The sequence below is a fragment of the Streptomyces sp. HNM0574 genome, assembly GCF_012726235.1.
Taxonomy (GTDB): Bacteria; Actinomycetota; Actinomycetes; order Streptomycetales; family Streptomycetaceae; genus Streptomyces.
Genome location: NZ_JAASAH010000017.1, coordinates 55,421 through 71,763, shown reverse-complemented (window position 1 = coordinate 71,763; position 16,343 = coordinate 55,421). Strand labels below are relative to the sequence as shown.

Sequence of the window (16,343 nt, the reverse complement as noted above, 5' to 3'; positions counted from 1 at the left end):
GTCACCACCCTTTTGGTAGATACTTGGGATCTGGACGGGATTCCCGGTGATGCCGGCAGGGATGCACAGGAGGCAGGATGGTGCGCATGACCCCCCAGCCCGCACGCGCCACGCGCCAGAAGCGACAGCAGATGATCATCGACCACGTCCTGGAGCACGGGGACGCCACGATGACGGAGCTGGTCGCCCTGACCGGCGTGAGTGTCATGACCGTTCACCGGGACATCGCCGAGCTGTCGGGGCAGGGCATCCTCCGCAAGTACCACGGCGGCGTCTCGGCCCAGCCATCCACGGTCTTCGAGTCCAGCTCCGACTTCCGGCTGCACGCCGCGACCCAGGACAAGCAGGCCCTCGCGAGGGCCGCGCTCGCCTTCATCTCGCCGGGCATGTCCCTGATGCTGGACGACTCGACCACCGCGCTCTCGCTGGCCCGGATGCTGCCCGAGGTCGGCCCGCTGACGGTGGTCACCAACTACCGCCTGATCCTGGAGGAGTTGCGGAGCGTCGAGGACATCCGCCTCATCTGCATCGGCGGCGAGTACTCCCGCACCCACGACTCCTGGCTCGGCCTGCCGGCGCTGGAGATGATCAGCAGCTTCTCGGTCGACCTGTCGGTGCTCTCCACCTCCGCGATGACGGCGGGCATGACCTACCACCAGGAGCAGGAGATCATCACGGTCAAGCGCGCGATGCGGAAGGCCGGGGCGAAGAGCATGCTGCTGATGGACCACAGCAAGGTCGGCCGCAGCGCACTGCACCGGCTCGAACCGGTGGACTCCTTCGACCACGTCCTGCTGACGGGCCCGGCCGACGAGGAATTGCTGACCGCCATGGGCAAGCTGACCGACGTACGGACGATCGACGCGGACTGACCGCGCCCGGCGCCCGGGACCCGCCCACGCGCCCCCGCTCACCACCCGGCCGCCGCCCCGGACTTGCGGCATTTTCCGCCCCTCCGACCCCTCTTTGAACCCGCCCCCGGCGCCGTACGCAGGCACGAGCGCGGCGGAGGTCACGGCTCCGGATACGGGAGGGTTAACACCCTCGGAAGTTATCCTTCACATCCCCCTTGATATTTATCGCAGGAGGGGTGAAGCTCTGCGGTGTATCAAGCGTTCACCTCGGAGTGGAGGCCGCGATGGCGGGAAACGCTGCGGATTCCCCCGCACGTGCGGGGGAAGAGCAGGGGCCGGGACAGGGCCGGGAGCGGAGCGCGGGCTCCGGTGCCGGGGGCCAGGGGGCGGGCAGCCGTCTCCTCGACCGCATCGGCCTGCCGAAGACCCTCCTGCTCGGGTACATCGGTGTCCTGCTGTTCATGATCGGCGACGGCGTGGAGAGCGGCTTCATCGCGCCGTACATGGCGGACCACGGCGCCGGTACGGACGTCCGCGCCGGGTACGTGATCACGGTCTACGGCATCGCCGTGATGCTGGCCTCCTGGTTCTCCGGGGCGCTCTCCCAGGTCTGGGGCCCGCGCCGGGTGATGTGGGTGGGGCTCGTCATCTGGGCCGTGTTCGACGTCCTCTACCTCGTCTTCGCGCTGGGCACCGAGAACTACCCGATGATGCTCGTGCTGTACGGCATCCGCGGCTTCGGCTACCCGCTCTTCGCCTTCGGCTTCCTCGTCTGGATCACGGACACCGCGCCAACGGCCCGTATGGGCACGGCAGTCGGCTGGTTCTACTTCGCCTTCACCGGCGGGCTTCCCACGCTCGGCTCCCTCTGGTCGAGCCTGACGATCCCGGCCATCGGCGAGCTCGGCACCCTCTGGTCCGCGCTGCTGCTCATCCTCGCGGGCGGCGCCTTCGCCCTGCTCGGGGCGCGCAAGCGGGCCGGCGGTGACCGGCTGGCGCCGCCCGAGGTCACCACCGGCCAGTCCCTGCTCAACAGCGTCTCGATCATCAAGACGCATCCGCGGGTCCTGGTGGGCTGCCTGGTGCGCATCATCAACACCGCGCCGCAGTTCGGCATGCTGGTCTACCTGCCGCGGATCTTCTCCGACGACGTCGGCTTCGGCACCGACAAGTGGCTCCAGCTGCTCGCGATCATCTACGGCACGAACATCTTCTTCAACCTCATCTTCGGCGCCCTCTCGGACAAGATCGGCTGGCGTACGACCATCGCCACCTTCGGCGCGCTGGGCTGTGCCATCAGCGTCTCCGTCCTGTACTTCGTGCCCACCTGGCTCGGCCCGGACTACTACTGGGTCGCCGTCATCGCGGGCATGCTCTACGGCGCGACGCTCGCGGGCTTCGTCCCCATCTCGGCGCTCATACCCTCGCTCGCGCCGGAGAACAAGGGCGGCTCGATGGCGCTGCTCAACCTCGGCGCGGGCGGAGCGACCTTCGTCGGCCCGGCTGTCGCGAGCCTCTTCTTCCCCCTGGTGGGCGCGGCCGGCGTGACGCTGATCTTCATGGCCCTCTACCTGCTGGCCCTCGTGCTCACGCTCTTCCTCAAGCGGCCGGAGGAGCAGGGCACTTCGACCCCGGACGCGAGCTCGACCGACAGCGCCACTCCCCCGGCGTCGACCGAGCCCGCCTCCGCCGCGGCGCCGGCCCCGTAACAAGGGGCCGTCCCACGCCGCAGCGGCCGACGGGTGGGGGCAGGGGCACAGAGCCCCGGCCCCCGCCCGCGACGGTGCTCACAGCGTTACGGGCCCGTCGGGTCCGGTCGGCCGGTGGCGCCGTCCCGTCCGGGAGCACCGGCGCTCGTGGTTCCGGAGCCGTGGGCGGCGGGTGGAAGATCGCCGGTGAGTGGGGCGGTGGAGGCCGCACCCGAGGGGCACGGGAAGGGGAACGGCATGACACATCTGGGGATCGTGGCGCACAGCGTGGAGGGGGCGGCGTTGTGCTTCCGGGAGTTCGCGCAGCAGGGCTTCCGGGCGCTGGGCCCGCACGACCATCCGGACGTCACGCTCGACTGCATCCCGCTGGCCCGTTCCATGCCGGGCTGGGAGGCGGGCACCCCGGAGGGGACGGCGTCGGTGCGGGAGATCCTGACGGAGAGCGTGCGCCGTACGGAGCGGGCGGGGGCGGACTTCTTCGTCTGCCCGGACAACACCGCCCATCTCGCCTTCGAGCTGCCCGGGGACGAACTGCCGCTGCCGGGGCTGCACATCGCGCAGGTGGTCGCCGAGCGGGCGGCGGCGGACGGGCGGAAGCGGGTGGGCGTACTGGGTACCCGCTTCACCATGGACGGCCACGTCTACCCGGAGGCGCTGGCCGCGCAGGGCCTGGAGGCGGCGGTTCCGGGCGCCGTCGACCGCGAGGCCGTCGACCGGATCATCTTCGAAGAGCTGGTGAACGGCGTGTTCACCGACGCGTCCAGGGAGGAGTACGTCCGGATCATCGGAAGGCTCGCGGCGGACGGGTGCGACGCGGTGGCGCTCGTCTGCACCGAGATCCCGCTGCTGATCACACCCGAGGTCTCACCACTGCCGACGCTCGACTCGACCCGGCTGCTCGCGCGGGCGGCCTTCGAGGTCTGCGTGGGCCGGCGCCCCCTCCCGACCTGGCGAGGCGGCACACCCCACTGACCGGCCGCACCGGAAGCCGCCCCACGGAAGCGGCCCGGCGCAGCCCGGACCCGACCGACCCCGGCCATGCCCCGGCCCCTGACCAGCCCGAAACCATCACCACGCCGCGCCGGCCCCGCCCCTAGACCGGCCCGGCACCGACCTCAGCCCCGCCCGGAATCTCCGTCCCCCGTTGGGGAGACCGGCGCAGGGAAGGTCGGTGCCGGGCCACCCGAAACCCGTTGAGCTGCTGACTTTCTCATCAGTCAGGACCTCAATCCTCACCACTCTTCACCCGAAAAGACCGTGATTGCAGGGTTCTGCTCCACGACAACTCCCGAAAGAGGATTGCGCTTATCTCAACACTGCTCTAGAGTCACTGACCATGCAGCAACAGCCCGGGAGCCGCGTCGCCGACAACGGCGGGGACGTGGCGGAGCGCGTACGGCAGGTGATCGGCGAAGCCGGTTGCAGCCAGCGGGAGTTCGCCCGGCAGATCGTCATGGATCCGTCGAAGCTCTCCCGTTCGCTGAGCGGCAGCCGCCGCTTCACTGTCGCCGAGCTCGCCCGCATCGCCGATGCGGGCGACGTGGACGCCGCCTGGCTGCTCGGTTCCGGCGCGGGGACGGCCCCCGAGCCCGCCCCCGTGCCGGAACCGTCGAGTGCTGCACGTGCTGCGGCGGCCGCCGCCCCCGACGGCGGCCGCCCGCTGCAGATCGTGCGGGAGACCGTTCGTCTCATCGCGGAGAACGGGTTCCACGCCGTGCGCGTCGCGGACATCGCCGAGGCGTGCAGGACGAGCACCGCTGCCATCCACTACCACTTCCCCGGCCGTGCCGAACTGCTCGAAGCAGCAGTGCGGTTCTGCATGGACGAGGACACGGCGCGCCGCGACGAGCGGACCGCCGAGGTGGCCAACGCCGCCGATGAACTGCGCCAGTTGATCGAGCTGCAGATGCCCCGTACGGAACAGCAGCGCCAGCAGTGGATGGTGTGGCTGGACCTGTGGGCGGAAGCGGTCCGCTCGACGGCGCTGGGCCAGGTGCACGCGCACTACTACGGGCAGTGGCGTACGACCGTCGCCGACGTGATCCGGCGGGGCGTCGCCCAGGGCGTCTTCCGTGGCGTCGACCCGGAGTTCACCGCGCTGCGCCTGACCGCGTTGATCGACGGTCTCGCCGCTCAGGTGCTCGCGGCCGCCCCGGCGGGCGGTGGCGGCACGAGTTGCGAGGACATGCACACCGCACTGACCGCCTACGTCGACACGGAGCTGTCCACGTAACGGCGCGCCCGCGCGCCCGCCACGGCACCCGCCGTACCCCGAGACCCCCGGCCCGAGACCGCACTCACCACCCGCACCTCGACACGTCACGCCGCACCACGTCACGCCTCGACGCCCCGCGTACCGAGCCCCGCTCCGTACCGCTCCGCAGCACCGCATCCCCACGCGTCACGCCGCGCCGCTCCATCACACTCCGCATATCGCACGCGCCCCCGGCAGGCCCGATTCACGCCTTTTGTGACGTGAGCCGGCCGTCGTCGCCGGGCCGCACCACGCACGCGTCACCCCGCCGAACGCCCTTGCCCTGGCACCCCCTTGCCCGGGGCGGCCGGCCCGTACAGCCAGATGTCCGCACACCCCGCACACCCGTCACGGAGGTATTGCCATGCCCATGAACGACTCGGTCATCATCACCTGCGCCCTGACCGGCGCCGGTGACACCGTCAGCCGCAGCCCGCACGTCCCGGTCACCCCGGAGCAGATCGCCGCCTCCGCGGTCGAGGCCGCCGAGGCGGGCGCCGCGGTCGTGCACATCCACGTCCGCGACCCCGAGACCGGCGCGCCCTCCCGCGACCCGAAGCTGTACCGCGAGGTCGTGGAGCGGGTGAAGGAGACCGGCACCGACGTCGTCATCAACCTGACCGCCGGCATGGGCGGCGACCTCGTGCTCGACGCCGACCAGCCGCTGGAGAAGGGCGCGCAGCCCGGCACCGACCTGGTGGGCGGCCTGGACCGGCTGCCGCACGTCGAGGAGCTGCTCCCCGACATCTGCACGCTGGACTGCGGCTCGCTGAACTTCGGCGACAACCTCTACATCTCCACGCCGGAGATGCTCCGCAAGGGCGCCAAGCGCATCCAGGAGCTGGGCGTGCGGCCCGAGTTGGAGATCTTCGACACCGGCCAGCTGTGGTTCGCCAAGCAGCTGCACGCCGAGGGCCTGCTGGACGACCCGTCGGTGTTCCAGCTGTGCATGGGCATCCCGTGGGGCGCCCCGCCGGAGCCCGAGGTGCTGCAGTCGATGGTCAACTTCCTGCCCGAGGGCGCCCAGTGGGCCAGCTTCGCGCTGGGCCGGATGCAGATGCCGTGGGTGGCGCAGTCCATCCTGCTCGGCGGCAACGTCCGCGTCGGCCTGGAGGACAACCTGTACCTCAGCAAGGGCGTCAAGGCGACGAACGGCCAGCTGACGGAGCGCGCGGTGCAGATCACCGAGCTGCTCGGCGCGAAGGTCGCGACGCCGGCCGAGGCCCGCGAGCGCCTCGGCCTCAAGCCCCGCAAGTAAGCCCCGCGGGCAACTCCCGCACCCTTCCCCGTACGTGAGGAGGCCGGGGCCGCCCCGCCCCCGGGCGCCCCGGCCGTCTCCGGGGCACGCACCGCCCCGTCACACCCCGCATCCCCGTTAGGACTCACTCACCATGTCTGACACCCCGAACCTCTTCCCCCGGCCCGAGGACGTCCGCCGCGTCGCCTGTGTCGGCGCGGGCGTCATCGGCGGCGGCTGGGTCGCCCACTTCCTGGCCCGCGGTTACGACGTGACCGCCTGGGACCCGGCGCCCGACGCCGAGGCCAAGCTGCGCTCCCTGGTCGACGCCGCCTGGCCCGCGCTGGAGCAGCTCGGCCTGGCCGAGGGTGCCTCGGCGGACCGGCTGACGGTCCTGCCCACGCTCGAAGAGGCCGTCACCGACGCGCAGTTCGTGCAGGAGAGCGCCCCGGAGAAGCTGGAGCTGAAGCGCGACCTGCTGGCGAAGCTGGACGCGGCCACGCCCAAGGGCGTCGTCATCGCCTCGTCGACCTCCGGCTACCCGATGACGGACATGCAGACGGAGGCCGCGGACCCGAGCCGGCTGCTCGTCGGTCACCCGTTCAACCCGCCGTACCTGATCCCGCTGGTCGAGGTCGCGGGCGGCGAGAAGACCGACTCGGCGGCCGTCGAGTGGGCCTCGCGCTTCTACGACGTCGCGGGCAAGTCGGTCATCACCATGGAGCGCGAGCTGCCCGGCTTCATCGCGAACCGGCTGCAGGAGGCACTGTGGCGCGAGGCCCTGCACATGGTCGCCAACGGCGAGGCCACGGTGAAGGAGATCGACGACTCGATCACCGAGGGCCCGGGCCTGCGCTGGGCGTTCATGGGCCCCTGCCTGACGTTCGCGCTCGCGGGCGGCGAGGGCGGCATGGGCCACATGCTGGACCACTTCGGCCCCTCGCTGAAGTCGCCGTGGACCCGGCTGGAGGCCCCGGAGCTGGACGCCTCGCTGCGTGACGCGATGGTCGACGGTTGCGACGAGGCGGCCGCCGGGCGCACCATCGCGGACCTCGTCGCAGAGCGCGACCAGGGCGTCATCGACGTCCTGCGCGCCACCGGCCGCCTGCCGCAGCAGGCGGGCAAGCAGAGCAGTGAGGGAGACGCATGAGCGACGCAGCACCGGCCACCCGGCTGCCGTTCTTCGAGCAGACCGTGCGGCCCGAGTGGATCGATTACAACGGGCACATGAGCGAGGCGTTCTACGTCCTCGTCTTCGGGCACGCCACGGACGCCATGATGATCGAGACGGGTCTCGACTCCGCCTACCGCGAGCGCACCAACTGCTCGCTGTACACGGCCGAGGCGCACGTCCGGTATCTCGACGAGGTCAGCGAGGGTGCTGAACTCACCGTCCGTACGCGGATTCTCGGCGTCGACGCGAAGAAGGTCCGCTTCGCGCACGAGATGTACGTCGGCACCCCGGAGGAGTCCGAGGGCCCGGTGGCGACGACGGAGCTGCTCGGCATCCACGTCGACCAGGGCGCCGGACGCGCGGCGCCGCTGCCCGAGGAGGTACGCGAGCGGCTCGCGGCCCTGACGGAGGAGCTCCCCGAGTGGGCGGGCCGCTCCATCGCCACGGTCCCGCGCCCCCGCGCCTGACCCGGCATCGCCCGCCCGGTCCGAAGCGACCCGCCCCGCGGCCCCCGACGCGTCCTCGCGCCGGGGGCCGCGGCCGTGTGTGACGGACGTCCGGTTGACGGCGGCTCGGCGGGCCTTCCTAGAATGGGGCGCATGACGGCGCACACCTCTTCCCCGCTCGGACGCTTCGGCGTGCCGTGGCGGCGCGGGTGTGAGCGCTCCGGTCGGTAGCTGCGCGACAGCGTCATCCCAGCTGTCCCCAGACCCACCGGACCGTGCTCTTGGCCGTTCCGGGCCGCTCTTCCCGGCCCGTTCCCGGCCGATCCCGGTTCCCTGACCCCGGACCATTCCGGCGCCCGACGCCCTCGGCCCCACCTCCTCGGCACCCGCCGTGACCCTCCGCGACGGCCTTTGCGGCCCGTCGCACCGGTCGCCGGTGCCGTGCGGACCGCCGTCGTCGTCGGCCGCCGTGAGACGAAGGATCACCATGAGCCTCACCACCCACGCCACGACCACCCCCGCCTCCGTATCCCCCGCCGCCCCCGGCACCCCGGATTCCGCCCCGGCGTCCGAGCCCGCCCCCGTCCGGCAGCAGCAGCCCCTGCGGGAGGCGCGGGTGCCCGAGGGCGGGATGTACGAGGGGCGCCGTACGCTCCGTCGGGTGCCCGAGGGGTGGGAGGACCGCCCGTACGAGCGCTTCGAACTCGTCCCGCAGGGGCGCATCATCGGTGCCGAGATCCGCGGCATCGACCTGTCGACGCCGGTGACGCCCGCGCTGCGCGAGGAGTTGAACCGTGCCCTGCTGGAGTGGAAGGTGCTCTTCTTCCGCGGCCAGAACATCACCTCCGAGCAGCAGCGGGACTTCGCCGCGCACTGGGGCGAGCTGGAGACCAACCCGCTGCTGGCGCGCGGCCAGTCGGAGCAGGTCGCCCGGTTCGACAAGGGCGGCGACGCGACGCCGACGTTCGAGAACGTCTGGCACGCGGACGTCACCTTCCGTGAACGCCCGGCGCTGGGCGCGGTGTTGCAGCTGCGCGAGGTCCCGGAGGTCGGCGGCGACACCATGTGGGCCGACATGGCCGCCGCGTACGACAACCTGCCCGAGGAGGTGAAGGAGCGGATCGACGGCGCCACCGCGATCCACGACTTCATCCCCGGTTTCACCCGCTTCTACGGCCCGGAGAAGCTGGCCCCGCTCCAGGACGAGTTCCCGCCCGTCGAGCACCCGGTGGTGCGGCGGCACCCGGAGACGGGCCGGAAGATGCTCTTCGTCAACACCTCCTTCACGACCCGCATCGTCGGCATGGACCGTACGGAGAGCGACCGGCTGCTGAGCTATCTGACGCGGCAGGCGCACGTGCCGGAGTACCAGGTGCGGTTCCACTGGCAGGCGGGCGACATCGCGTTCTGGGACAACCGCGCGACGCAGCACTACGCCGTCGACGACTACGCGCCGCAGCGCCGCGTCGCCGAGCGCGTGGCCATCGCGGGCGACCGCCCGTTCTGACGGGTGAGAGCGCGGCGGCCTCCGTGTCTCAACGGCCCGGGGGCCGCTGCGCCCCGTCGCCCATCTCCCGCATCACCTCGGCGAATTCCTCCGCCGTGAAGGGCGGCGCGGGCAGCGGCCCGGCGTCCGCGCGGGCGGGCGTGCGGAGCCCGTCGAGCAGCAGCGCGAGGTGGCGCCGCCAGGCGCCGGGGACGACGGCGGCGGTGGCGGGGACGGCGCGGCCGAGTGCGGCGAGCGAGAAGAGCAGGTCCTCGGGGGTGACGTCCTCGCGCATCGTGCCCTGTTCCTGGGCCCGGGCCATGAGTCCGCCGACGGTGGCGCCGTGGTGTTCGCGCAGCCGTTCCAGCGAGGGGACGCCGGAAAGTCCCGTCGTCATCAGGTCGTTGGCGCCCTTGTCGAGGGCGAGCCCCTCGAAGATGTACTCCAGGTAGTCGGCGAGGCCCTGCCAGGCGTCCTCGGCCGCGCGGGCCTGCTCGCCGCGTTCCAGGGTGGCGCCCAGCGACTCGTGGAAGACGGCCTCGATCAGCGCGGCGCGGTCGGGGAAGCGCCGGTAGACGGTGGCGTTGCCGACTCCGGCGCGGCGGGCGACGGCGTCCAGCGGGGCCTCGACGCCCTGTTCCGCGTAGATCTCCCGGGCCGCGGCGAGGATCAGTTCCCTGTTGCGCTGCGCGTCCCGTCTCATGAGCGGCAACCCTACCGCAAGCGAGGACCACTCCCCACTTCCTGTTACGCTCACTGCGTCAGCGAAACGGGGACGGCTCCCCGTTTCGTCCGGGCGTTGCGGCCGCACGGCCGAGAGGGGACCGCACCATGACCGACCAGCCGAACCCGAACGGGCACGCGCAGCAGGCGGGTTCACCGCATCCGGCCCTGCCCGAGCCCGTCGATCTCGGCGCGCTCGCGCGGGAGCTCGGCGAGGCCGGCGACTTCCTCGCCGACCCGCGCCCCGCCTTCGCCGAGCTCCTCTCCCGGGGCCCGGTGCACCGCGTCCTCGTACCGGAGGTCGCGGACCCGGCCTGGGTCGTCGTCGGGCACGCCGAGGCCCGCGCCGCGCTCGCCGACCCGCGCCTGTGCAACGACATCCGCCACTCGCGCGGCTGGCAGGACGACGGGGGCCACGCCGTCGGACGGAACCTGCTCCAGGTCGACCCCCCGGACCACACCCGGCTGCGCAGGCTGGTGGCCGGAGAGTTCACCGCGCGCCGCATCGGCCGGCTGCGGCCCCGCGTCCAGGAGATCACCGACGAGCTGCTCGACGCCGCGCTCCCGGCGGGCCACGGCGACCTCGTCGAGGCGCTGGCCGAGCCGCTGCCGATCATCGTGATCTGCGAGCTGCTGGGCGTCCCGGCGGCGGACCGGACCGAGTTCCGCGACTGGTCGCAGGAGATCGTCGCACCCACCAGCCCCGAGGCGGGCGGCGCCGCCTCGCAGCAGATGGCGGTCTACCTCTCGGGGCTGATCGAGGAGAAGCGGAAGCACGGCGGCGACGACCTCCTCGCCGCCCTCGTCCGCACCCACGACGCCGACCCCGCCGGGGAAGGGGAGCCCGAGCAGCTGTCGGACGCCGAACTGCTCGGCATGGCCTTCCTGCTGCTCGTCGCGGGGTACGAGACGACCGTCGGCCTCATCGGCAACGGCGTCCGCTCGCTGCTGGAGCACCCGGAGCAGCTGGCCGCGCTGCGCGCCGACCCCACGCTGACCGAGAGCGCGGTGGAGGAGATGCTGCGGTACGACGGCCCGGCGCTGATATCGGCGTTCCGCTTCCCCTCCGAGCCGGTGGAGCTGGGCGGCGCGCACATCCCGGCGGGCGATCCGGTGATCGTCGCGTTCGGCGCGACGGGCCACGACCCGGAGCGGTTCGCGCGCCCGGAGAGCTTCGACATCCGGCGCGCGCAGGGAAGCGGCGGCCACCAGGGCTTCGGGCACGGCGTGCACCACTGCCTGGGCGCCCCGCTCGCGCGCCTGGAGGCGACGGTGGCCGTCGGCACGCTGCTGCGCCGCTGCCCGGACCTGGCCCTGGACGCCGACCCGGCGGACCTGACCTACCGGCGCCCCGGCCTGCTGCGCGCCCTGACCACCCTGCCCGTACGCTTCGGCGCCTGACCCGCGGCGGGGCTTTCGTCCGGCCGCTTCCGGCTGACCGGTTTCTGTCCGGTTCCCGCCGGTTGCGGCCGGATCTGACCGAAGAGTGAGATCGGGCGGCCATTCGGCGTTGCGCCCGTGGCGCGGGCCGCGCGGCGTCAGTACGTTCATCCCAACGAACCCAGCGTTCCTGCCGGTTGGGAGAGCCGAATGCCGTTGACCGTCCCGCCGTCGTCGTCCCCCCGCGTCGTGGCACCCCCACCCGCCCGTGCGGGGCGCGCCGTCCGGCGTCCGGGCGCGGTGGCCACCGCCGTCGTGGTGGTGACCGCCTCGCTGGCGCTGACCAGTCCGGCCGCCGTCGCGGCGCCCGCCGCCGGCGGCCCGGCGGACGGGGCGCGGGGCGGGGCGCCGGGCGATCTGGTGTCCGTCGAGCGCAGCGGGTTCCGCACCTCGCCCAACGCGCCCTCGTCGACGGCCGCTTGGAAGATCCGCTACCGCTCGACCGACGCGCGGGGACGGCCGAACATCGTCTCCGGCACCGTCATCGTCCCCTCGGCGACGCCGCGCGACCGCCCGGCCGGCCCGCGCCCGCTGGTCTCGTACGCCGTGGGCACCGTCGGCATGGGCGACCAGTGCGCGCCCTCGCGCACCTTCCCCCGGGGCAAGGCCGTGGAGGCCCCGTTGATCAACGGCGCGCTGGCCCGCGGCTGGGCCGTCGCCGTCACCGACTACGAGGGGCTCGGCACCCCGGGCGACCACACCTACACCGTCGGCAGCGCGGAGGGCCACGCGGTGCTGGACGCGGCGCGCGCCGCCCAACGCCTGCCGCAGGCACAGCAGTCGGGCGTCTCCAGTACCTCGCCGGTCGGGCTGATGGGCTACTCGCAGGGCGGCCAGGCGAGCGGCTGGGCCGCCGAGCTGCACCGTGCCTACGCGCCGGAGCTGGACGTGCGGGGCACGGCGAGCGGCGGCGTACCGGCCGATCTGGCGCAGCTGGTCGAGGACAACGACGGCGGGGACGACGCGGGCCTGGTGCTGATGGCGGCGCTGGGCCACGACGCCGCGTTCCCCTCGCTGAAGCTGCACAGCTACCTGAACGACGAGGGCAGGCGCCTCGCGACGTACATGCGCACCCACTGCGTGGCCGACAGCACCGAGGCGGGCGCGGGCAAGCGCATGGCGGACCTCACCGAGGGCGCTCCGCTGGACCGCCCGGAGTGGCAGCGCAGCCTCCGCGCCGACCTGCTCGGCACCAAGGGCCCCGACCACCCGGTGTACGTCTACCACGGCACGGGGGACGAGCTGATCCCGTCCGAGCTCGGCGAGCGGCTGCGGGACTCCTGGTGTGCGCGGGGCGTCGCGGTGCGGTGGCAGACGTACCCGAAGCAGAAGCACTTCGCGACGGCGTTCATGGGTTCGGGCCCCGCGATGAACTGGCTGGCGAAACGGTTCGCGGGCCTCCCGGCCGACGACAACTGCCGCTGACGGGCCCGCGACGACGGCCCGGAGCAGGGACGGCACCCTGCTCCGGGCCGTCGTCGCGCCGGGTTCAGCGGCTGCCGTACAGCTTCTCGATCCGGTCCGCGTAGTCGCGGGCGATGGCGTCCCGCTTGAGCTTCATCGACGGGGTCAGGTGGCCGCCCTCCTCGGTGAAGTCCTCCGGGAGCACGGCGAAGGCGCGGATGGACTCGGCGCGGGAGACGAGCGTGTTCGCCTCGTCGACGGCCTGCTGGAGGTTGCGCAGCAGGTCCTCGTCCTCGGCCAGTTGCGCCGGGGACAGCGCCTGCTTCTTGTGCATCTGCTGCCAGTGCGCGAGCCCGTCCGGTTCGAGGGTGATCAGTGCCGTGATGTACGGCCGGTTGTCGCCGACGACGAGGCACTGGCTGACCAGCGGGTGGGCGCGCAGCCAGTCCTCCAGCGGCGCGGGGGCGAGGTTCTTGCCGCCGGAGGTGATGATCAGGTCCTTCTTGCGGCCGGTGATGGTGAGGTACCCGTCCTCGTCCAGCGCGCCGAGGTCGCCGGTGGCGAACCAGCCCTCCTCGTCGGTCCCCGGCACGGCGGTCTGCCGGGCCGCGTCCCAGTAACCGGCGAACACGTTGCCGCCCTTGAGCAGCACCTCGCCGTCGTCGGCTATCCGCACGGCGGTGCCCGGCATGGGCCAGCCGACCGTCCCGATCCGGGGTTTGAGCGGCGGGGTGCAGGTGGCGGCCGCGGTGGTCTCGGTGAGCCCGTAGCCCTCGTACACCGAGATGCCCGCGCCCTCGTAGAACGCGCCGAGCCGGTGGCCGAGCGGGGAGCCGCCGCAGATGACGTGCCGGCAACTCCCGCCGAGCGCCGCCCTGATGCGGCGGTAGACCAGGACGTCGTACAGCCCGCGCGCGGCACGCGTCCCCGCGCCCGGCCCCTTGCCCCGTCCGTGCTCGCGCTCCTCGACGGCCTGCCCGTAGCGCTGCGCGATCCGCGAGGCCCGGTCGAAGGAGGCCCCGCGGCCCATCTTCTCCGCGGTGGCCCGGCCGGTGTTGTAGACCTTCTCCAGGACGTACGGGATGCCGAGCAGGAAGGTCGGCCGGAATCCGGCGAGGTCGGCGAGGAGGTCCTCGGTCTGGATGCTGGGCGCGTGCCCGAGGCGGACCCGGGCGCGCATGCAGCCGATGGCCACCATCCGGCCGAAGACGTGCGAGAGCGGCAGGAAGAGCAGCGTGGCGGCGGTTTCCGCGCTGACGGTCCGGAACACCGGGTGCAGGAACTCGATGTTGTTGTCGACCTCGGCGAAGAAGTTGCCGTGCGTGAGCACGCAGCCCTTGGGCCTGCCGGTGGTGCCCGAGGTGTAGATCAGCGTGGCGACGTCACCGGGGCCGCGTGCCGCGCGGGCGCGGGTGACGGCGTCCGCGTCGAGCGCGCGTCCGGCGTCGGCGATCTGGGCGAGCGCCCCGGTGTCCAGCTGCCACAGGTGCTCCAGGGCCGGGACGTTGCCGCGCTCGGCGGACAGCATCCTGGCCTGCTCCACGTTCTCGACAGCGCAGGCCCGCACGCCCGCGTCCTGCAGGATGTGCCGGGCCTGCGCGGCGGACGAGGTCGGGTAGACGGGGACGGTGACGAGCCCGGCGGCCCAGGAGGCGAAGTCGAGCAGCGTCCACTCGTACGTCGTCCGCGCCATGATGGCCAGCCGGTCGCCGGGGGCGAGCCCGTACGCGATCAGGCCGCGCGCCAAGTCGCTCACCTCGACGGCGAATTCGGCGGCCGTCACGTCCTGCCAGGTGCCGTCGGGCCGCTTGCGGCTGAGCACGGTGTCGCCCGGGGCCTCGGCGGCGTTCCGGAAGGGGATGTCACCGAGCGTGCCGCGGGTGACCCGCGGCGCGAGGGGCGGCACGGAAGCTTCGCGGACGGTGCCGTTCCGCACCTCCTTCGCCGGTTCGACGAGCGCGGGAACGGCGGCGGACGGTGCGGCACTTGCCTGCTGTGACGACACGGGCGGCTCCTCTCGATGACGTGCACGATCTGCTGCTACGAGGCCGCGGGCCGGGGCGTGAGGCCCCGGGCCGGGGTATGGAGGCCCCGGGCCGGGGGCGTGCGGGGTACGGGCACGCCCCCGGCCCGGGACGTTTCAGCGGGCCGGAGGGGTCAGGCCCGTTCGAGGACGGCCGTCACCCCCTGGCCCCCGGCGGCACAGAGGGAGATCAGGCCACGTACGGGCGCGGGTTCGGGCGCCTCGTCGGGCTCCGCGTCCTCGGCTGCGTCCGCGCCCTCGTCCTCGGCGGCGGAGGTCTCCTCGGCGTCCTCCGCGTCCTCGTCCGGGTGCTCCGCGAGGAGCTTGGCCAGCGTGGCGACGATCCGGGCGCCGGTGGCGGCGAAGGGGTGGCCGGTGGCGAGCGAGGAGCCGGTGACGTTGAGGCGCTCGCGGTCGACGGGTGCCAGGCCCTGCTTCTCCCAGGCCGCGAGGGTGGCCAGCACCTGGGAGGCGAACGCCTCGTGGATCTCCACGAACGCGAAGTCCTCGATGCCGAGTCCGGCGCGCTCCAGCATCCGCGGCACCGCGTACGCGGGCGCCATCAGCAGGCCCTCGGGCTCGCTTCCGGACTCCCCGGCGAAGTCGACGGCCCCGGTCTCGAAGAAGGTCAGGTAGGCCAGCGGCTTCAGCCCGCGCTCCTCGGCCCACTCCTCGCTCGCGAGCAGGACGGTGGCGGCGCCGTCGGTGAGCGGTGTCGAGTTGCCCGCCGTCATCGTCGCCCCGCCCGTGTCCTCGCCCTGCGCGGGCAGCCCGAACACCGGCTTCAGCTGGGCGAGTTTGGCCACCGAGGTGCCGGGCCGCAGATTCTGGTCGCGGGCCAGGCCGTTGAACGGGACGACGAGGTCGTGCAGGAAGCCGCTGTCGTAGGCGGTGGCCAGCCTGCGGTGGCTGGTGGCGGCGAGCTCGTCCTGCTCCTGCCGCGTGATGCCCCACTCCAGCGCGGTGCGCGCGGCGTGCTCGCCCATGGAGAGGCCGGTGCGCGGCTCGGCGTTGCGCGGGATGTCGGGGACGAGGTGGCGCGGCCTGATCCGGGCGATCTCCCGGGCCCGTTGCGGGACGCTCTTCGCCCGGCGGGCGGCGAGGAGGATGCGCCGCAGCCGGTCGTTGACGCCGAGCGGGGCGTCGCTCGCGGTGTCGGCGCCGCCCGCGATCCCGGCGTCGATCTGCCCGAGGGCGATCTTGTTGGCGACGGCGATGACGGCCTGGAGGCCGGTGCCGCACGCCTGCTGGATGTCGTACGCGGGGGTGCGCGGGTCGAGCCGGGACGCCAGTACGGTCTCGCGCGCGAGGTTGAAGTCGCGGCTGTGCTTGAGCACGGCACCGGCGGCGAACTCGCCCACGGCGCGCTCGCCTTCGAGACGGAAACGCTCGACGAGCCCGTCGAGCGCCGCGGTGAGCATGTCCTGGTTCGAGCAGGTCGCGTACGGGCCGTCCGCACGCGCGAAGGGGATGCGGCTGCCGCCGACGACGGCGACGCGGCGCGTCGTGAGCGAACCTCTGCGGCCGTTGGAACTCATCCTCGACCAAACTCCTGACCTGAAAGTAACCTTACTCGGAAGTAAATTTACGCGA

13 protein-coding genes are annotated in these 16,343 nt (G+C 72.8%); 10 read left to right on the top strand and 3 right to left on the bottom strand.

The features are described 5' to 3' along the window. The first annotated feature begins 86 nt into the window (after positions 1-86). From HCC30_RS23995 to HCC30_RS23960, 8 genes are all read left to right on the top strand, one after another. On the top strand, positions 87-872 hold the full coding sequence (locus HCC30_RS23995) for a DeoR/GlpR family DNA-binding transcription regulator (RefSeq protein ID WP_169444843.1): 786 nt from the start codon (positions 87-89) through the stop codon (positions 870-872). A gap of 266 nt (positions 873-1,138) precedes the next feature. After that, entirely contained in the window at positions 1,139-2,563 is a 1,425-nt protein-coding gene (locus HCC30_RS23990; RefSeq protein WP_169444842.1) for an MFS transporter, read from the top strand. Positions 2,564-2,800: 237 nt separating this feature from the next. Beyond that, on the top strand, positions 2,801-3,535 hold the full coding sequence (locus tag HCC30_RS23985) for an amino acid racemase (RefSeq protein ID WP_169444841.1): 735 nt from the start codon (positions 2,801-2,803) through the stop codon (positions 3,533-3,535). Between the two features lie 364 nt (positions 3,536-3,899). Beyond that, positions 3,900-4,796 (top strand): TetR/AcrR family transcriptional regulator, encoded by an 897-nt coding sequence (locus HCC30_RS23980; protein ID WP_169444840.1) that lies wholly within the window; start codon positions 3,900-3,902, stop codon positions 4,794-4,796. Positions 4,797-5,181: 385 nt separating this feature from the next. Continuing rightward, the gene (locus HCC30_RS23975) at positions 5,182-6,075 is read left to right on the top strand and encodes a 3-keto-5-aminohexanoate cleavage protein (RefSeq protein WP_169444839.1); all 894 of its coding nucleotides are present in this window, start codon (positions 5,182-5,184) and stop codon (positions 6,073-6,075) included. A 133-nt stretch (positions 6,076-6,208) separates the two neighbouring features. Continuing rightward, complete coding sequence (locus HCC30_RS23970) at positions 6,209-7,204, top strand: 3-hydroxyacyl-CoA dehydrogenase NAD-binding domain-containing protein (protein WP_169444838.1); 996 nt, start codon at positions 6,209-6,211, stop codon at positions 7,202-7,204. After that, positions 7,201-7,695, top strand: a complete 495-nt coding sequence (locus HCC30_RS23965; RefSeq protein WP_169444837.1) for a thioesterase family protein — start codon at positions 7,201-7,203, stop codon at positions 7,693-7,695. The genes HCC30_RS23970 and HCC30_RS23965 overlap by 4 nt, the downstream gene beginning before the upstream one ends. 610 nt (positions 7,696-8,305) lie before the next feature. Continuing rightward, the gene (locus tag HCC30_RS23960; protein WP_169444900.1) at positions 8,306-9,181 is read left to right on the top strand and encodes a TauD/TfdA family dioxygenase; all 876 of its coding nucleotides are present in this window, start codon (positions 8,306-8,308) and stop codon (positions 9,179-9,181) included. Between the two features lie 28 nt (positions 9,182-9,209). On the opposite strand, the gene HCC30_RS23955 is transcribed toward HCC30_RS23960, so the two are convergent. Beyond that, complete coding sequence (locus HCC30_RS23955; protein WP_169444836.1) at positions 9,210-9,863, bottom strand: TetR/AcrR family transcriptional regulator; 654 nt, start codon at positions 9,861-9,863, stop codon at positions 9,210-9,212. 128 nt (positions 9,864-9,991) lie between these two features. Between HCC30_RS23955 and HCC30_RS23950 the strand changes: the two genes are divergently transcribed. Both HCC30_RS23950 and HCC30_RS23945 read left to right on the top strand, forming a co-directional pair. Next, positions 9,992-11,284, top strand: coding sequence for a cytochrome P450 (locus HCC30_RS23950; RefSeq protein ID WP_169444835.1), 1,293 nt, complete (start codon positions 9,992-9,994; stop codon positions 11,282-11,284). 228 nt (positions 11,285-11,512) lie between these two features. After that, positions 11,513-12,748 (top strand): lipase family protein, encoded by a 1,236-nt coding sequence (locus HCC30_RS23945; protein WP_346776780.1) that lies wholly within the window; start codon positions 11,513-11,515, stop codon positions 12,746-12,748. A gap of 64 nt (positions 12,749-12,812) precedes the next feature. Here HCC30_RS23945 and HCC30_RS23940 read toward each other — a convergent pair whose 3' ends face one another. Both HCC30_RS23940 and HCC30_RS23935 read right to left on the bottom strand, forming a co-directional pair. Continuing rightward, the gene (locus tag HCC30_RS23940; RefSeq protein WP_169444833.1) at positions 12,813-14,732 is read right to left on the bottom strand and encodes an AMP-dependent synthetase/ligase; all 1,920 of its coding nucleotides are present in this window, start codon (positions 14,730-14,732) and stop codon (positions 12,813-12,815) included. Positions 14,733-14,884: 152 nt separating this feature from the next. Further along, positions 14,885-16,288 carry an acetyl-CoA C-acetyltransferase gene (locus tag HCC30_RS23935; RefSeq protein WP_169444832.1) on the bottom strand — a complete coding sequence of 468 codons (1,404 nt, stop codon included), beginning with the start codon at positions 16,286-16,288 and terminating at the stop codon, positions 14,885-14,887. Between the last annotated feature and the right edge of the window lie 55 nt (positions 16,289-16,343).